The 16,206-nt window shown below is 36.4% G+C and carries 12 protein-coding genes and 1 tRNA gene; 7 read left to right on the forward strand and 6 right to left on the reverse strand.

Annotated elements, in window-relative coordinates; all coding sequences use genetic code 11:
- Positions 1-7: 7 nt before the first annotated feature.
- Positions 8-2,092, reverse strand: coding sequence for a TonB-dependent receptor plug domain-containing protein (locus RQM59_RS07970; RefSeq protein WP_349241572.1), 2,085 nt, complete (start codon positions 2,090-2,092; stop codon positions 8-10).
- A gap of 80 nt (positions 2,093-2,172) precedes the next feature.
- On the opposite strand from RQM59_RS07970, the gene RQM59_RS07975 reads away from it, so the two are divergent.
- Positions 2,173-3,081, forward strand: coding sequence for a DUF6607 family protein (locus RQM59_RS07975; protein ID WP_349241573.1), 909 nt, complete (start codon positions 2,173-2,175; stop codon positions 3,079-3,081).
- Between the two features lie 47 nt (positions 3,082-3,128).
- Here RQM59_RS07975 and RQM59_RS07980 read toward each other — a convergent pair.
- A tRNA-Leu gene (locus RQM59_RS07980) sits at positions 3,129-3,210 on the reverse strand.
- Positions 3,211-3,323: 113 nt separating this feature from the next.
- Between RQM59_RS07980 and RQM59_RS07985 the strand changes: the two genes are divergently transcribed.
- Positions 3,324-4,712, forward strand: coding sequence for a dipeptidase (locus RQM59_RS07985; RefSeq protein ID WP_349241574.1), 1,389 nt, complete (start codon positions 3,324-3,326; stop codon positions 4,710-4,712).
- Between the two features lie 24 nt (positions 4,713-4,736).
- Here RQM59_RS07985 and RQM59_RS07990 read toward each other — a convergent pair whose 3' ends face one another.
- The gene (locus tag RQM59_RS07990; protein WP_349241575.1) at positions 4,737-5,366 is read right to left on the reverse strand and encodes a peptidylprolyl isomerase; all 630 of its coding nucleotides are present in this window, start codon (positions 5,364-5,366) and stop codon (positions 4,737-4,739) included.
- Between the two features lie 120 nt (positions 5,367-5,486).
- On the opposite strand from RQM59_RS07990, the gene RQM59_RS07995 reads away from it, so the two are divergent.
- The 3 genes from RQM59_RS07995 (at position 5,487) to RQM59_RS08005 (ending at position 8,874) form a co-directional block, all read left to right on the forward strand.
- Positions 5,487-5,858, forward strand: a complete 372-nt coding sequence (locus RQM59_RS07995) for a BlaI/MecI/CopY family transcriptional regulator (RefSeq protein WP_349241576.1) — start codon at positions 5,487-5,489, stop codon at positions 5,856-5,858.
- A complete protein-coding gene (locus tag RQM59_RS08000; RefSeq protein ID WP_349241577.1) occupies positions 5,855-7,573 on the forward strand; it encodes a M56 family metallopeptidase in 1,719 nt (572 codons plus the stop codon). Before RQM59_RS07995 ends, RQM59_RS08000 begins: the two co-directional genes overlap by 4 nt.
- 200 nt (positions 7,574-7,773) lie before the next feature.
- Positions 7,774-8,874, forward strand: a complete 1,101-nt coding sequence (locus RQM59_RS08005) for a DUF4407 domain-containing protein (RefSeq protein ID WP_349241578.1) — start codon at positions 7,774-7,776, stop codon at positions 8,872-8,874.
- Here RQM59_RS08005 and RQM59_RS08010 read toward each other — a convergent pair whose 3' ends face one another.
- Together RQM59_RS08010 and RQM59_RS08015 are read right to left on the reverse strand one after the other, a co-directional pair.
- Positions 8,875-9,453, reverse strand: a complete 579-nt coding sequence (locus RQM59_RS08010; protein WP_349241579.1) for a PhnA domain-containing protein — start codon at positions 9,451-9,453, stop codon at positions 8,875-8,877.
- Positions 9,454-9,503: 50 nt separating this feature from the next.
- The gene (locus RQM59_RS08015) at positions 9,504-10,511 is read right to left on the reverse strand and encodes a beta/alpha barrel domain-containing protein (protein ID WP_349241580.1); all 1,008 of its coding nucleotides are present in this window, start codon (positions 10,509-10,511) and stop codon (positions 9,504-9,506) included.
- 171 nt (positions 10,512-10,682) lie between these two features.
- Here RQM59_RS08015 and RQM59_RS08020 point away from each other — a divergent pair, with 171 nt between their 5' ends.
- Positions 10,683-11,186, forward strand: coding sequence for a GNAT family N-acetyltransferase (locus RQM59_RS08020; protein ID WP_349241581.1), 504 nt, complete (start codon positions 10,683-10,685; stop codon positions 11,184-11,186).
- Between the two features lies 1 nt (position 11,187).
- On the opposite strand, the gene ade is transcribed toward RQM59_RS08020, so the two are convergent.
- Positions 11,188-12,810 carry an adenine deaminase gene (gene ade, locus RQM59_RS08025; protein ID WP_349241582.1) on the reverse strand — a complete coding sequence of 541 codons (1,623 nt, stop codon included), beginning with the start codon at positions 12,808-12,810 and terminating at the stop codon, positions 11,188-11,190.
- Positions 12,811-12,899: 89 nt separating this feature from the next.
- Here ade and RQM59_RS08030 point away from each other — a divergent pair, with 89 nt between their 5' ends.
- Complete coding sequence (locus RQM59_RS08030; RefSeq protein ID WP_349241583.1) at positions 12,900-16,175, forward strand: amidohydrolase family protein; 3,276 nt, start codon at positions 12,900-12,902, stop codon at positions 16,173-16,175.
- Positions 16,176-16,206: the final 31 nt, after the last annotated feature.

The following is a 16,206-nucleotide window of genomic DNA, read 5'->3' on the forward strand; positions in this document are numbered from 1 at the left end:
TTAAGTATTAAAATTGAATATTAAGTTTTCCGTATATAATTCTCCCAGGGATATTGGTTACCTGAGTGTTGGTAAATCCGAGCAGGTTATCCGAACCAAGGCTGAACTGATAGTTTTTAAAAAGTGTTTTGTTTACTGCTACATCTATAATTGCATAGCCTTCTACAAAGCTATCCAGTGTGTCCAGGTACTCATTTCCATTCGTGTCAAACAACCCATATTTGCTTCTGTAGGTAGCTCTTATGTTAGCATCCAAATTCCATTTCGGAATTGCATAGAACACTTTGATATTTGCCATATGTTTCGATCTATTGAATAGTCCGAAATATTGATCTTCTGTAAGTTGTAATGTGGTTCCTACGTTAACACCACCTTCCTTAAACTTTTGGATAGCTTCTTTATCCTTAGCATATAACAATTGGTACCCAACTGCTAGTTTTAATCGATCGCTTGGTTTGTACGTTGAGTTAAACTCTAATCCTTGTGTAAAGACCTTGTTTCTGTTCACATAACTGAATACATTTTGACCACTAACTTTTGGTGCTATCACCTGCGTATCGATTAAGTTGGTTACGTCGTTCCTGAATAGGTTTACACTAAAATCAAGATTCGAAATCGGTTTTATAGTAGCACCTATATTATACCCTAAAGAACTTTCAGCCTTCAGTTCATTAGTAAATTGCGCCAATATAGATGGTAAATTGGCAACCGTACTTGCTGGTAACTCACCGTTGTTTGCCAGTTCCTGTAATCTTGTACTAGCCACATTATATCCCAGTACCGTATAACCGACGGTGGAATTCGTAAAATCGAAATACAACTGACGAAAATCAGGAGCCTTAAAGCCTCTTCCTACAGATCCTTTTATTGAGATCCTCTCATCGATCTTGTAGTTAACTGCCAACTTGGGGTTGAACTGTGACTGATATTGATTATGATTATCATATCTGGCTCCGACAATGATATTCAGTTTTTTAGTCGGATTCATATCGTATTGAGCAAACAAATACGGGGCATTGAAAATAGGAGTGGTGGAAAAATAGGTTCTATCTAACGCCTCGTATGTAGTTCCTAAACCTACCATTAGTTCGTTTTCTTCCACCACCATGGTAGATCTAAATTCAGGTTTATACATTTTCTGATCGAAAAAGCTATCGCTAAATAAAGAGCCATCTACCCTATTTAAAAACTCTTCTGCTTTGTATTGACTCCCGTATAGCTCTATAAGGCTCTGCCATTTATCGTTGTGCTTATACACAGCTTTTATTCTGGTATTCCATTCATTAATGTCACTTTCTCCTTTATAAATTTCTAAGGTGTTGGTGTTTTGAACCACATTGTCTTGATTTTGGGTGTAATATCTTCCAGAAAAAAGCAATGACAACTTCTCAGAAAAGTCATAGGTTACTTTGGTGTCAAAGGTGTAATTGGAGAAAGGGTCTACTGTATTAGTAACGGTGCTGTTGGTAAGATCATACCCTTCGCTACTGAACCTATTTACAAAAAGATTGATGCCAAACTTATCCTTTTTATGGCTTGCGGAAACGCTGAGATCGTTCGTTCCAAAAGATCCGCTCCTTAAATTAGTTTCTCCTCTGAAACCGTATTTTGGCGTATCCGTTATGATATTAACAACACCTCCTAAAGCCTCGCTTCCATACAAGCTAGAAGAGGCTCCTTTTACAATTTCTATCTGCTTTATGTTTCCAACAGTAATCCTACTTAGATCTAATGTTCCCGCAGAACGTCCTATTAAAGGAACCCCATCGATCAGGATTAATGTATACTGAGAATCTAATCCTTGCAACTGAATTCCTTCACCTCCACCGAAATCAGGAACAGTAATCAACCCAGTTTGTTCGTTTAGAATATCCGAGAGGCGTAACGAGTTAGATCGTAGTATATCTACCTTGGATACCAACAGTACGGGCATAGGTAATGAAGATAATTGCCTTAATGTTCTTGTTGCTGTCACCACTACTTCGTCAAGTCGTTCAACTTTCGTCGAATCTCTGCGTTTCTGCTGTCCTAAAGCAATCATTGTCGAAAATGTGAAAAGAAATACGCTGAAATGTTTTTTATTTAGAATCATTCTACATTATATTTGCAGCAAATATATATCTTATTTTTATTCAATCTAAATAAATTTAATAATTTTTAAATAGTAAAAAAATGAAACGTCTAACAGTATTAATCGTGATTACGCTAATCACTTCATTTCAAGCAAATTCACAACGAAAAAAGGTAAAGGATCAAAAAGCTATAAAAAGCATGTGTGGTTGTTACGAGGTAGGATTCAACTTTGCCGAAACATTCCAATATTCTAAAGATCCAGACTACAAGCCTTCCAAAATCAAGCATGACAAGGCTTTAGAATGGGTGCAACTGGTAGCTGATGAGAAAAACAAAATTGTGATGCAGCATCTACTTATAGTCGGTCCGTCAAGCAAGAGAACAGTTATTAAACACTGGAGACAAGATTGGCTCTATGAGAATACCGATTTCTATATGTTCAATGGTAATAATGTCTGGAATTATAAAAAGCTCCCAAAGTCTGCCGTTAGAAAACAATGGACCCAAAAAGTATATCAGGTAGACGATAGTCCTCGATATGAAGGAACCGCTACATGGATTCACGCAGATGGGAAAAGTTACTGGGAAAATGCGACTGATGCTCCATTGCCTAGAAGAGAATACACTAAAAGGAATGACTACAATGTTACCGTACGAACCAATAAACATGTTATAACCAACGAAGGATGGGTTCATGATCAGGATAACAATAAAGTAATACGTCAGAAAGGGAAACAAGATATAATCTTAGCCCAGGAAAAAGGGTATAACACGTATAAAAAAGTAGCAGATTCTAAATGTAAAGCGGCACAAGATTGGTGGAAAAAAAACGCATCCAATTGGACTATTATTAGAACTAAATGGGATGAAGTATTTAACAACGCACAAAACCTCCAACTTGAGAAAAAAGTAGACGGTAAACCATTATATCGTTATCTATTTTCAAAAGACTTCAACTTTACAGAAAGTAAAGTATCTGAGTTAATTGACTCTTTTGTGATTAAATAGCACTAAAGCAAAAAGCCTTCTGAATTTTCAGAAGGCTTTTTAAGTTGTACAGGCGGAGAGACTCGAACTCTCACACCTTGCGGCACTAGATCCTAAGTCTAGCGTGTCTACCAATTCCACCACGCCTGCAACTAACCAAAATCAAATTTATGATTTCGGACTGCAAATATAAGCATTCATCTGAATTCGCAAAGCGCTTTCTTCTGATTTTTACTATTTTTGAGAATCTATAAAAATTATCTATGTCCGACATAAAAAATTACATCCAGGAGCATAAAGACCGTTTCATCAATGAACTTGTCGAGCTCCTAAAAATTCCTTCTGTAAGCGCAGACTCTGCCTTTAATCAAGATGTTTTAAGTACAGCGAATGCCGTAAAAGAAAGTTTGGAAAAAGCAGGTTGCGATCATGTAGAAATCTGTGAAACGCCAGGTTATCCTATTGTATATGGCGAAAAAATGATTGACCCATCGTTACCGACAGTGTTGGTATATGGTCATTACGATGTGCAGCCGCCAGACCCATTAGATCTTTGGGATTCTCCGCCTTTTGAACCTGTGATCAAAAATACAGAACTGCATCCTGAAGGTGCTATTTTTGCCCGTGGAGCTTGCGATGATAAAGGGCAAATGTATATGCATGTAAAAGCGTTGGAATATATGACCAATACAGGAAATCTTCCTTGTAATGTGAAATTCATGATCGAAGGTGAAGAGGAAATAGGTTCTGAAAGTTTGGGTTGGTTCGTGAAAAGAAATCAAGAGAAACTATCAAACGATGTGATTCTTATTTCCGATACGGGAATGATCGCCAATGATATTCCTTCCATTACTACTGGATTACGTGGGTTGAGTTATGTTGAAGTTGAAGTAACTGGACCCAATAGAGATTTGCATTCCGGATTATATGGTGGTGCTGTAGCCAATCCTATAAATATCCTAACGAAGATGGTCGCTTCGCTACATGATGAGAACAATCATATTACCATTCCAGGATTTTATGATAAAGTTGAAGAACTTTCCACCGAAGAACGTGCCGAAATGGGAAAAGCGCCATTTTCTTTAGATGCTTATAAAAGTGCATTAGACATTAATGATGTCTATGGAGAAAAAGGGTATACTACTAACGAGAGAAATTCAATCAGACCTACCTTAGACGTCAATGGAATCTGGGGTGGTTATATCGGTGAAGGAGCAAAAACAGTGATTGCCTCGAAGGCATATGCCAAAATATCCATGCGACTGGTACCAAATCAGGATTGGGAAGAGATCACCGAACTATTCACAAAACACTTCGAAAATATTGCTCCAAAATCAGTTAGTGTAAAAGTGAATCCACACCATGGAGGCCAGGGGTATGTAACTCCTATTGATAGTTTAGGCTATCAAGCAGCGAGTAAAGCCTATGAACAAACATTTGGAAAGACCCCAATTCCGCAAAGAAGTGGTGGAAGTATCCCTATTGTTTCTTTATTTGAAGATGAATTAAAAAGTAAAACTATTTTAATGGGATTCGGATTAGATAGCGATGCCATTCATTCTCCGAACGAGCACTTTGGAATTTTCAACTATCTAAAAGGCATTGAAACTATACCCTATTTCTATAAATATTTTACAGAGTTATCTAAATAAAAAGAGCCGCACTCGCGGCTCTTTTTATTTAATGATATATGCTTTTTTGATATAATCTATTTCTGGGTAGTTCTTTCTCAGGAAAGCATTTCCTCGTGCTTGAATAGAGTCTTGTTTCCGTCCTAGCTTATCACCATGTTTATCATAAAACTTAAGTACGTTTTCGGATCCAACTGTCACTTTTGCAATTACAGGAAAGCCAGTTACTCCAGCATAAGCCAACGTATCTAGGCGGTGATTATCTTTTAGGTTGATAAAAATCTGAGTACCTCTTGTTTTTACTCCCCCTCTTGCAAAAGCAATCGTCATTTTATCATTCTTCTGCAATACCGGTTCATCATTTACTTTTACCGCATTCCATCCTTTGTTCACTAATGAATCATTGTGAATTCCAAATTGCGCCACAAAATTAGGTACTACTCTAAAAATAGCTATATCCGTATAAAAACCATTCGTTATAAGCTGATACAAACGATCAACTCCTTGTGGAGACCATGCTCTTTTAGCTTCAATATCGAAGTTGCCCTGTGTGGTTTCAAATCGCGCCTTAAAGGTTTCTGGAGCCTTCTTTTGGGTCCATTTTTCTTTAAAAACTTTCTTGCTACAAGAAGCTATTACAACTACTATCAGGATATACAATACTCTTTTTGACATTAGGATCGATTTTTGATGCTGTCAAAGATAAGAAAACAGCGCTTAACATTTTTTTAACTCTACATTTGTAGAATTAAAATATTTTATTCTATATTTGTAGAGCATAAAATTAGAAAGACCATGCAATTATCAAAAGCCGAAGAACAACTCATGCAATATTTATGGAAGCGAAATAAAGCTTTTATGAAAGATCTCTTGGAAGATTTTCCTGAGCCCAAGCCAGCAACTACAACTGTTGCAACCTTGTTAAAGAGAATGACTCAAAAAGAATTCATCAATTACAAGACTATTGGAAAATCTAGAGAATACTTTCCCTTGGTCAAAAAATCAGATTACTTCTCGAAGCATGTGAATGGGCTAATTAAGAATTTTTTCAACAATTCGGCTTCTCAATTTGCGTCGTTTTTTACTTCTGAAACTGATCTCAGCAATGAAGAACTAGAAGCCCTTCGCAAAATTATAGATGAACAGATAAAGCACAACAAAAAATGATCATATATCTGCTAAAATCGGGACTATGTTTGGCGCTTTTATTGGCGTTCTATCACTTTTTTTTAGAACGTGAAAAGATGCATCGATTCAATCGTTTTTATCTGCTAGGTAGCGTATTATTCTCATTTATTGCTCCTAGTATTATCATTTATGTAGAAGCAACTCAACGTGTTGCTGTACCCGTTGAATTTGTTAAAAGTACGGTTGCTAAGGAACTTAGTTTCTTTGATCAATATGTTACCATTCAAAATATAATACTTATCACCTATGTTTTCGTATCATCTATATTCTTGATACGTTTTATAAAAAATCTATATCATATTATTCATAAAATTAGAACAAATACAGTGGTCAAAAGTAAATTTGCCAAGTTCGTTCCTGTTCAAGATGAGATCTTACCTCATACCTTTTGGAATTATATTTTTATCAATAGCGATGAATACAAAAAAGGTGAGATTGAAGAAGAGCTCTTTACGCATGAACTAGCACACGTAACACAAAGACATACCATTGATGTACTTATTATTGAAGTATTGCAGATCTTGTTTTGGTTTAACCCTTTGTTCTTTGTACTGAAAAAAGCAGTACAACTCAATCATGAATTTTTAGCAGATGACAAGGTCATTTCTGCACATCACAATATAACCGAGTATCAGTCTTTGCTATTAAACAAAGCTGCTTGGAAAAACGAATATTACTTGGCCAGTAATTTGAATTATTCACTCACAAAAAAAAGATTATTAATGATGAAAACACCCAATTCAAGGGCAGCTATCTTAGTAAAGAAGTTAGCCTTAATACCCATTTTAGCTGGTTTAGTATTTTTATTTGCGGATCGTGTTGAAGCGCAAACTAAAAAGAAAAAACCGGAAGTTGTGGAAGTAGCCAAAATTAAAAGGGCTACGGATAAGCAAATGAAAGAGTACAATACTCTAGTGAACAAAGCACTTTCTAAGCAAATATTCAAAAAGAAAGATTATCAAAGGCTGCGCTATTTATATAGTTTAATGTCTAAAAAACAAAAAGCTACGGTAAAAAACGTGAAGGATGTGATACCCCCACCTCCGCCGCCACCAGAAAAAATTAACGTAAAGGAAGTACAAAAAAAAATCGGAAAGCTTCCAAAACCTGTAAAGATCGAGGTAATAGATAGAACAAAAAAAGGGAAGAAAATAAAGGTTCGAGAAATTCCACCGAAACCTGTCAAGATTGAAGTGATAAAAAAAGGAGGGAAAGCAGAAAAAATCATAGTAGAAGAACTTCCGCCGAAACCCAAAAAAGCGAAAAAAGGGAAGAAGCACAAAGAGCACAAAGAGAAGGAGTCTGAAAAAGAGCATGATGAACATGAAGAATTGATCGAAATAATAGAAGAAACTCCGGTACACGAATCAGAAAGAGAAGAGGTAGTAGATCTGTTAGAAAGTCCTGAAGTTGAAGAGGAGCATGAAGAAGAGCGCGAAGAATCTCCAGAAGTTATTGAAATTCAGGAGGAAACTACGATTGATAAACTCAATTCGCTTTCTAACATAGAAATTTTAAACCTTCCTAAAGGGAAGTATGATAAGAAAATTACATGCTTTTATAACGGCAAGAAAATTTCGCTTAAAAAAGCTGGAAAAATTTTAGCAAAAGATCAAAAAAGAAAAGCTAAAACATTAAAAATCAATACTGTAAAAGATAAAAGTGGACACGCTACATTATACATTACTGACTAATTTTTAGAAATTTAACATCTCCCAAATACTAATTCTAAGTTAGATACCGTTCTAGGGGAGTATTATAATTTAGTTTTTCTCAGTTTTTACAAAAAACACTATCTCCATCACAGTGAGATAGTGTTTTTAACTTTTTGTTAAGTAACAAATTATCTACAAGCACGTTATAGCCTTATAACCAATCCTTAAAACCTTTTCTTGTGCTGAAAAAATTTTTCCTTCTATGTTCCGGTGTCGATCAAAACATTATTAATGATTGCTCTAATGGTGAGCAAAACAAATATGCCGGTATAGGTGCTACTGTTTTCTTTACCGCGGTTATGGCAATGCTGGCGGCTAGCTATGCTTTATACACCGTTTTTGATAATGCATACACGGCAATATTCTTTGGCATCGTTTGGGGGTTATTGATCTTTAATTTAGATCGATATATTGTTTCTACTATTAAAAAAAGTGATTCTAAATGGAAAGAATTAGCGCAAGCTTCTCCTAGAATTTTATTAGCAATGATCATTGCATTGGTTATTTCGAAACCGTTGGAACTTAAAATTTTTGAGAAGGAGATCAATCAAGTATTGCTGACTGAAAAGAATCAAATGACCTTGGACAACAAGGAACAAATCGCGAAACAATTTGAGCCCGAGATAGCAGCACTCAATAACGGAATTACCGCACTTAAAGGAGAGATTACAGCAAAAGAACAAGAAGTAAATGACCTTTATGAAACATATATTGCCGAGGCAGAAGGTAGAAAAGGAACCTTACTTCTTGGCAAAGGACCTGTATATAAGGAAAAAAGAGACAAACATGATGCTGCACTTCTCGAACTAAGTCAACTAAAACAAGAGAATGCTGTTAAAATACAAAACAATGAAGCGGCAATAGGGCAATTGCAAGCCGATCAGAAGCAAGCCGAACTAACCACACAACCCATTATATCAAACTTTGACGGTTTTATGGCTAGAATTAATGCTTTGGGGAAACTCCCATGGCTGCCCTCATTTTTTATATTCCTATTATTTCTAGCCATAGAAACGTCTCCAATTTTTGCTAAAGTGATTTCTCCTAAAGGAGAATACGATTTCAAATTGGAAGATGAGGAGACCGCAATTAAAACTTGGGTGGCGCAAAAGGTACATCAACGTGAAGAAATGCTGCAGACCGATGTAGCTGTTAGCAGTAAAGTGTATACGGATCTAAAAGAAGATGAGGAGTTATATAATCACAAACGCCAAAAAGCAAACGAGTTGATGCAATTACAGGCCGATTCTTTCTTTGAAAAGCAACAAAAATTATTGTAGTTATATCTTTTTAACGTAGTCCGTAATAATCACTATTTGGGTTGCTCCTACTTTACCTTCAATATACTTGGCATTGTCATGGTCCAATGAAATTCTACGAACTGCTGTTCCTTGTTTTGCAACCATACTGGATCCCTTTACTTTTAGATCTTTGATCAAAACTACAGAATCTCCAGCTTGCAAAATGGTTCCGTTTACATCTCTATGAATGATCTTTTCACTTTCATCCAAACCTTCTCCTGTGGCTTCCGCAAAACGTAAATCTGCATCTTCAAGATATAGCATATCCAACAAGTCCTGAGGCCAACCTTCAGCTTTTAATCTAGATAACATTCTCCAGGCAATCACCTTTACCGCTCTAAATTCACTCCACATAGCCTCATTTAAGCAGCGCCAATGATTGGCGTCGGTGGTCTCGGAATTTTCAATTTGATTTGTACATGTTGCACATGCGAGTATACTTCCATCTACACCACCAGTAGAAACTGGAGGCACCTCATAAATAAATAGTTCTTTAGTTGAAGCACATAATTCACATTGATTTCCACTTCTATTTTGTAAGTCTTGAAGTAAACTCATTCTAGGTAATTTTGATGTGCAATGATACAGCTATTCTAAGAAGCGACAAATTATCTCCCAGTTAAAGATTTAGGAATTCGTCCATTTTTGATAGCTTCTGATCGTAACCTTCTTCCTACAATCCGCTCATTCATTTCACCAATCTCCAGTACTTTATCTACATCTAGATTCGTTTCAATTCCCATCTCGTCTAACATCACTACTAGATCTTCAGTAGATACTAATCCAACCAAATTAGGGTCTTTATAATAATAAGATCCGGTTCCTGCTACTGGAACACCATCCACAAAATTTGCAGGCTGACCTCCTATTCCGCCCATAGTAGATTCATAATGTGTCATCCCTGCCTGCAATGCTGCCAAAACATTGGCAAGCCCCCAGCCTCTGGTGGTATGAAAATGCACTATTTGTTTATCGGTCATGCCCACCTTTTCCTGAAGCATCGAATAATAGCGGTATACTCTGTCTGGAGAAGCAGAACCATCATGATCTGCATGTTCTACATCATCCGCTCCGATATCAAACCAACGCTGTGTATATTCTACAGCTTTATCTAAATCTGTTGGACCCTCAATCGGGCATCCCCAAATGGTACTTACAGTTCCGTTCACTTTCATTCCAGCATTATGTGCCTTTTTTATTTCCTCTTCTGCCATTTTCCAGTATTCCTTTAGGGACAATCCAGAATTTTTACGATGATGAGATTCGCTCGTAGACACCATCAATAAAATTCTATCTGGTCCATAACCATCTAACTTGGCTTGAATTGCTCTCTCTACCGATTTTTCTCTAATCGTAACTGCAGTTAGACATGCTTCTGGTAATAAATGGGAAATCCTTTTTGAGTTTCGTACTTTTTTAAATACTTCATCAGCATCTAAAAACTGAGGCATTCCTTTAGGGTTTCCAAAGTTGGTAACCTCCAAATTTTTAAAACCTGCCAGCAATAAGTTTTCTATCATCCAAACCTTTGCTTCAGTGGGTATAAATTTTTCTTCATGCTGATATCCATCTCTTACGGTGATATCGCCTATAGTTACTTTTTTTGGGTAGTTCATAATACCAAGACTTTAAGCGAATAAATGTATAGATAAGCACAGAATAAACCGTTAAAAAGAAATGAATAATTCGCCCATTTCATTATGAAAAAAATAAAAATAAAATCTATCAGTGAGAATACTTGAATTTCTCCAAAATTCCATTATTTTTAATCAACCAACTCCATTGTTATGATCTTAGAAACCAGACGTCTGTTAATTACCGAATTAACTGCCGATGACGCTTCATTCATTTTTAACTTAATGAATGATAAAGAGTGGAAACGATTTATTGGAGATCGAAATATCCACACGCTTCAAGATGCCGAAAATTATTTAATGGAACGATTAATTCCCAGCTACGAAAATTGGGGCTTCGGATTCTATAAGGTTGCCGATAAGAGTACCGATACGCCTTTAGGAATATCAGGTTTTGTAGACCGAAAAGAATTAACACATGTAGATGTAGGTTTTGCCTTTTTACCAGAAGGACGAAAAAAAGGATATGCCTTCGAAAGCACGCAAGCACTTTTATTTTATGCGAGTGAAGAATTGAAGTTAAAAACCATTCTGGCAATAGCGAATAAAGATAATGAGAACTCACATCGACTATTGAAAAAACTCGGGTTTCGTTTTCAGAAATATGTCAAACTATATGATGAAAACGACGAGATTAGCTTGTTTACTAATAGATAATCTATTTTATTTCTAAAGAAGTAAATTTAAAAGTACTTCCATCAAAAAGTCCTTTATCACTCAATTTCAGTGATGGAATAACTAACAGTGCCATAAAAGATAAAGTCATATAAGGTGCTCTTAAGGTACTTCCCATAGTTTTAGCCATTTTATCCAACGCAGCGTATGCTTTTCCTATTTCTTCGGCTGGTTTGTCGCTCATAATACCAGCAACGGGGAGTGAAACAATCTCTTGTTCTCTATCGTTTACAGCACAAACACCTCCTTTATTTTCAATGATTAAATTTACTGCTTTGCAGATCATTTCATCCGAAACTCCCACAGCAATAATGTTATGAGAATCATGTCCCACAGAACTAGCAATAGCTCCTTGCTTCAATCCGAAATTCTTGATAAAAGCTATGGAAGGCTCTGAATTATGATATCTATTTACAACGGTCATTTTAAGAACATCTTCAGCAGGATTAGAAATTAGATTTCCATCTTTTGTCATACTTTTTGCCGCTATTTCATTCGTGACTAATTCACCATCTAGTGCTTCAATAACACGAATCTTTTCTGAAGCAGAATTAAATTCAAAATCACTAATGTTCTTCGGTGAAGTATTGAAGTTATTCAATACTTCAAAATCTACATGCTGCACAAAAGAGGTTCCATTTTCAGCCACCAGCGTGCCATCAATATAGGTTTGCAAAACTTTAAATTCCTCTAAGTTATTAACCACAATCATATCTGCCATATCACCTTCCTTTAAGGTTCCTACATCTAGATTATAGTGTTTTACAGGGTTAATACAGGCGGCCTGCAATACTTTAAATACATCCACTCCCTTTGCCACAGCTCGTTTACATAATTCATTAATGTGATTTAATAACAAGTCATCTGGATGTTTGTCATCTGAACAGAACATCATATGCTCATAATGTTCAGGCAGCAGGTCAATTAATGCTTCGAAATTTTTGGCAGCACTTCCTTCTCGTATAATGACCTTCATCCCTTTTTGCAACTTTTCTAAGGCTTCTTCGTAAGTAAAACACTCATGATCTGTAGTGATTCCTGCTGCTATATATTTTGTAATATCAGCTCCTCTCACTCCAGGAGCATGTCCATCAATCGGTTTGTGGTACTGTTTTGCCCAGGCTATCTTTTTCATCACCTCTTCATCATCAAATAAAACACCTGGATAATTCATCATTTCCGCCAGGTATTTAATTTCAGGATTCGCCATCATTTTACGAATATCTTCAGAATCTATAACGGCACCTGCACTTTCAAAAGAGGTTGCAGGCACACAAGACGGGGCTCCAAAGTTGAACTTTAAAGGAACCTTTTTTCCATTCTCGATCATAAAATCTACTCCAGCTACTCCTAAAACGTTCGCAATTTCATGAGGATCGGAAACGGTAGCAATTGTTCCGTGGGTCACCGCTATCTTTGCGAACTCAGAAGGCACTAACATAGAGCTTTCAATATGAATATGTGCGTCTACAAATCCTGGCAAAATATAGTTTTCTATAGTATGATCTGAAGCACGGATATTCGTAATTTTTCCGTTTTCAAATACTACCTCACCTTTAAAAATATGCTTATTTGCAATGTCTACGATGTTACCTTGAATGATCATGCTCTTTTTTTTGATTTATACGAATGTACAAATAAAGCCGAATAAAATTAAACACTTATATTTATGTTCTTTTTAAAAACAAATTTATCATGAAGCGCATACTTCTTTTATTTGCACTCCTTTTTTCTTTTTCATTTAACGGATTCTCTCAAAAAAAAGACAAGAAGAAATGGGATGTCAACAATCCTCATCAAGATTGGAAATATAAAACGTTCAACCTACAAACGGATGAAGGAACCTGGATGAACCTAGATGTTAGTCCGGATGGAAAAACTATTGTCTTTGACATACTTGGTGATATATATTCTATGCCAATTACAGGCGGAAAAGCAACTGCTCTAAGAACCGGATTGGCTTATGAAGTGCAACCTAAATTTAGTCCCGATGGAAAATACATTTCTTTTACGAGTGATGCCGAGGGTGGGGATAATATTTGGATTATGACCGCAGATGGGAAAAATGCTAAATCTATTACTCAGGAGAAGTTTCGATTGCTCAACAACTCGGTATGGGCTGCTGATGGTAAATCTATTATTGCAAGAAAACATTTTACGTCTCAAAGATCTTTGGGTGCTGGAGAAATGTGGCAATATCCGTTGCAAGGAAAAGGTGGTTTAAAATTGACCAAGCGTAAGAACAATCAACAAGATGTAAATGACCCATCTATATCTCCCGATGGAAAATATCTCTACTATGCGGAGGACATGTATCCTGGAGGGTTCTTTCAGTATAATAAAGACCCAAACAAACAGATCTATGTGATCAAAAGATATGATTTTACCACTGGAAAGACCAAAACAATCACTGGAGGACCGGGAGGTGCAGCAAGACCTGTTGTGTCAAGAGATGGTACGTTGCTTGCTTTTATAAAAAGAGTTCGCGAAAAAAGTGTTTTGTATATACATGATCTAGCAACCGGTGAAGAAACTCCAATCTACTTTGATTTGGATAAAGACCAACAAGAGGCATGGGCTATTTTTGGTGTCTACCCTCATTTTAATTGGATGCCCAACAATAAAGATATCGTGTTTTGGAGTGGCGGGAAAATCCACACGGTAAACATCGATTCTAAGTTAGCAAAGAATATTCCTTTTGAGATCAATGCAGATATTAAACTGGCAGAAACGCACCGTGTAAAACGCAAAGTTTTCGAAGACACCTTTACTTCAAAAATGATCAAGGATGCTAAAACATCTCCAGATGGAAAGCTATTAGTGTTTACTTCTTTAGGGCATATTTATACAAAAAGCTTACCTAACGGAACACCAAAACGAGTAACTAACTTAACAGATTTTGAAGCAGATCCTAGTTTTTCATCAGATGGAAAAACCATTCTTTTTGTAACCTGGAATGATGAAAACTTAGGCGCTATCTATAAAGTGAATGTTAATGGAAGTGGTTTGACAAAACTAACTAAGAAAAAAGGAATCTACAGAACTCCTGTCTATGATGGTTCGGGTAGTAAGATCGCCTACCGAAAAGAAGGTGGAAATGGGGATCAAGGATTTGACTTTACCAAAGAAACTGGAATTTATACTATGAATCGAAATGGCGCATATCCGAAACGTATTTCAGAAACGGGTCAACACCCAATGTTCTCCGCTGATGGAACCCGTGTATTTTTTCAAACGGGTGGCACTTTCTTTGGGAGCCTAACAAAACGATTGAAAAGTGTGAATTTAAACGGAAAAGATGAAAAAAGTCACTTTAAATCGAAGCTGGCAAACAGAATTGTTCCCAGTCCAGATAACAAGTGGGTAGCCTTAATTCATTTACACAAAGTATATATCGCACCATTTGTGGTAAACGGAAAAGAGCTAAATGTCGATGCAAACACAAAATCGTTTAAAGTGGAAAGTTTATCTAAAAAAGCTGGGATTAGTATTCACTGGGCAGGATCGAATGACAAAGTGCATTGGACCCTAGGTGATGAATACTTTACCAAGAAAATTGATAATAACACCAATAATCCATTTTCAAAAACCAACCTAAGTTCGGATGACGTTAAGGGAATTAAAATCGGTTTGGAAGTAAAAACAGATGTTCCAGATGGACGTGTTGCATTTACCAACGCTCGTTTAATCACAATGGACGGAGATAAAGTTATTGAAAACGGAACTATCATTGTTTACCAAAATAAAATAGAAAAAATTGGACCATCTAATGCTGTAACGGTTCCTACCGATGCTAAAACATATGACATGAAAGGGAAAACCATTATGCCTGGTATTGTTGATGTACATGCACATGTAGGAGCATTCAGAAATGGGTTAAGCACCCAAAAGCATTGGCAATTCTATGCAAATTTAGCTTTTGGAGTTACTACTTCTCATGATCCATCGGTACATACCCAAGCTGCATTTACATTGGAAGAATTACAGCGTAGCGGTAGCACGGTTGGGCCAAGATTGTTTTCTACAGGATTCATTTTATATGGTGCAGAAGGCGATTTTAAAGCGGTGATCAATAACCTTGATGATGCTCGTTTTGCTATTGAAAGGACAAAAGCTTTTGGTGCTAAATCTGTAAAGAGTTACAATCAACCCAGAAGAGAACAGCGTCAACAAGTAATGCAGGCAGCCAGAGAATTGGGTGTAAATGTCGTTCCCGAAGGAGGTTCTACTTTCTATCATAATATGAGCATGATCTTTGATGGACACACAGGCATCGAACATAATATTCCGGTGAACCCTGTTTATAAGGATATTAAATCACTATGGAGTAATAGCAAGGTTGGGTATACCCCAACATTAATAGTAAATTATGGTGGTATGAACGGAGAAATGTTCTTCTATCAAAACAGTAATGTCTGGGAAAATAAAACCTTATTGAAATATACACCAAGACATGTGGTAGATGGCAGATCACGTCACCGAATTATGATTCCTGAAAAAGAATATCACAACGGACACATGCTTACATCAAGAACAGTAACAGAATTGTCCAAATTAGGCGTTAAAGCGAACTTAGGAGCGCATGGTCAGTTGCAAGGATTAGGAGCACACTGGGAACTTTGGATGTTGCAACAAGGGGGTATGAGTAATTTGGAAGCCTTAAAAGCAGCCACTATTAATGGAGCTGAATATATCGGTATTGGAGATGAGTTAGGCTCTTTAGTAGAAGGAAAATTAGCCGATTTGATCGTGCTGGATAAGAATCCTTTAGAGAATATTCAAAATACCAACTCAGTTACACATACCATGGTAAATGGGCGTTTATATGATATTTCTACCATGAATGAAATAGGAAATTATGATAAAAAGCGTAGTAAGTTCTACTGGGAAAATGGAAAATATAATCAAGGGGTACCATTCAATGTAAACACCATGAGCTTTACTAAACATACGTGTAGTTGTAGAGAATAAATAGTATTCTTTTAAAAATATACAAAACGTA

It is taken from the genome of Asprobacillus argus, assembly GCF_032248395.1.
GTDB lineage: Bacteria > Bacteroidota > Bacteroidia > Flavobacteriales > Flavobacteriaceae > Polaribacter > Polaribacter argus.